The sequence below is a fragment of the Brevundimonas sp. genome, assembly GCF_016463295.1.
GTDB lineage: Bacteria > Pseudomonadota > Alphaproteobacteria > Caulobacterales > Caulobacteraceae > Brevundimonas.
In genome coordinates this window covers 1-1822 of record NZ_JAEMRO010000150.1, presented here as the reverse complement: position 1 = coordinate 1822, position 1822 = coordinate 1, and the positions used below count along the sequence as shown (strand labels likewise).

Annotated in this window: 2 protein-coding genes and 1 pseudogene; 2 read left to right on the top strand and 1 reads right to left on the bottom strand. The window is 67.1% G+C overall.

Features of this window, described 5'->3' with window-relative positions:
• On the top strand, window positions 1–1340 hold a 1340-nt coding region (gene trpE / locus JHC81_RS14380), incomplete at its 5' end, for an anthranilate synthase component I (protein WP_292175807.1).
• Here trpE and JHC81_RS14375 read toward each other — a convergent pair.
• Window positions 1337–1525, bottom strand: coding sequence for a hypothetical protein (locus JHC81_RS14375; RefSeq protein ID WP_292175805.1), 189 nt, complete (start codon window positions 1523–1525; stop codon window positions 1337–1339). The two genes, trpE and JHC81_RS14375, sit on opposite strands and share 4 nt — an antisense overlap.
• Before the next feature lie 104 nt (window positions 1526–1629).
• Between JHC81_RS14375 and JHC81_RS14370 the strand changes: the two are divergent.
• Window positions 1630–1822 (top strand): annotated as a pseudogene (locus JHC81_RS14370) (aminodeoxychorismate/anthranilate synthase component II); the annotation flags it as partial.

Genomic DNA, 1822 nt, shown 5'->3' with positions numbered 1-1822 from the left:
GAGCCGTCAACGGCCGCTATTCCATCATCACGCGCGAGCCGGATGTCGTGTGGCGTTGCCGCGATGGGCAAGCCGAGGTCGCGCGTGGCCCGGCCATCGCTACCGAGACATTTTCGCCCGAAGCAGAGGATGCCCTGACTTCGTTGCGCCGTCTGATGGCGGCCTCGCGCTTCACCCTGCCCGAGGGTCTGCCGCCCATGGCCGCCGGCCTCTTCGGCGTCTTCGGCTATGACATGGTCCGGTTGCTGGAACCGCTGGGCCAGGCTAATCCCGATCCGCTGAACCTGCCCGACGCCGTCCTGACCCGTCCGACCCTGGTCGCGGTCTTCGATTCGGTCAGTCACGAGATCGTCCTGGTCTCCGCCGCCTATCCCGATGGCGGAGAGGATGCCGAAACCGCATGGCGACGGGCCGTCGAGCGTCTGGACGCCTTCGAGCGGGACCTGCGTACGCCTTTGCCCGCCATTCCCGCCGCCGTCCCGAGCGACATCGCTCCCTTCGCCTCGCCTGTCGACGGTGCGGGTTTCAGCGCCCTGGTCGCCAAGGCCAAGGACTATATCGCGGCGGGCGACATCTTTCAGGTGGTGCTGAGCCACCGGTTCTCGGCTCCGTGGGACGGCGATCCGTTTGCCTTCTATCGCTCCCTGCGTCGTCGGAACCCCTCGCCCTATCTGTTCTATCTGAACTTCGGCGACTTCCAGCTGGCCGGATCCAGCCCGGAAATCCTGGTGCGGCTCAAGGATGGCCGCGTCACCATCCGCCCGTTGGCCGGTACCCGCCCGCGTGGCGACACGCCAGAAGCGGATCGCGCGCTGGAGACCGAACTGCTGGCTGATCCCAAGGAGCGGGCCGAGCATCTTATGCTGCTGGATCTGGGGCGGAACGACGTTGGCCGAGTCTCCGCTCCCGGTACGGTCGAAGTCATCGAGAGCTTCCGCATCGAGCGCTACAGCTCGGTCATGCACATCGTCTCGGAGGTTCAGGGCGCGGCCGACCCCTCACTGGACGCCGTCGACACCTTGCTGGCCGCCTTGCCCGCCGGCACTCTGTCGGGCGCGCCCAAGGTGCGGGCCATGGAGATCATCGATGAGCTGGAGACGACCAAGCGTGGCGTCGGCTATGGCGGGGGCGTCGGCTACATCTCGGCGGGCGGCGAGGCGGACATCTGCATCGTCTTGCGTACCGCCCTGTTCACCGATGGCCAGATTTTCGTGCAGGCGGGTGCGGGTGTCGTCGCCGACAGCGACCCGGCCACCGAATATGCCGAGACCCGCGCCAAGGCCAACGCCCCGATGCGGGCTGCCGAGGACGCGTGGCGCTATCCGTTCGGCAATCGCTAGCGGGTCTGGCTGATCTCGCCGGGGTCGGGAAAGCTGACACCGGCACCCAGAACCATCACCCCGGCCATGGCCACGGCCGACAACGCTGCCAGCGCGGCCGCAGCCAGGGCGGCATAGGCACTGCCTGCCGATGTCGGCTTGACCGTCAGAAGCGAACGCACCTTGTCGAAGTCGATCGATGTCACGGGCCCCTCCGTTTCGCTGTCCCGAAATCGGACAGAACCGGTTAACGGGCGCTTACTGTCGCGGCACCTTGGCGTGAGCGCCCTCACCCCCTAGAACCGCCCGCATGATCCTGGTCGTCGATAACTACGACAGCTTTACCTACAACCTCGTCCACTACCTCGCGGAGTTGGGCGCGGAGACGCGCGTCGTGCGCAACGACGACCTGACGGCGGCCGAGGCCTGGGCGTTGAAGCCCGAAGCTGTTCTGCTGTCGCCGGGCCCCTGCACCCCCAACGAGGCTGGCGTCTGTCTGGCCC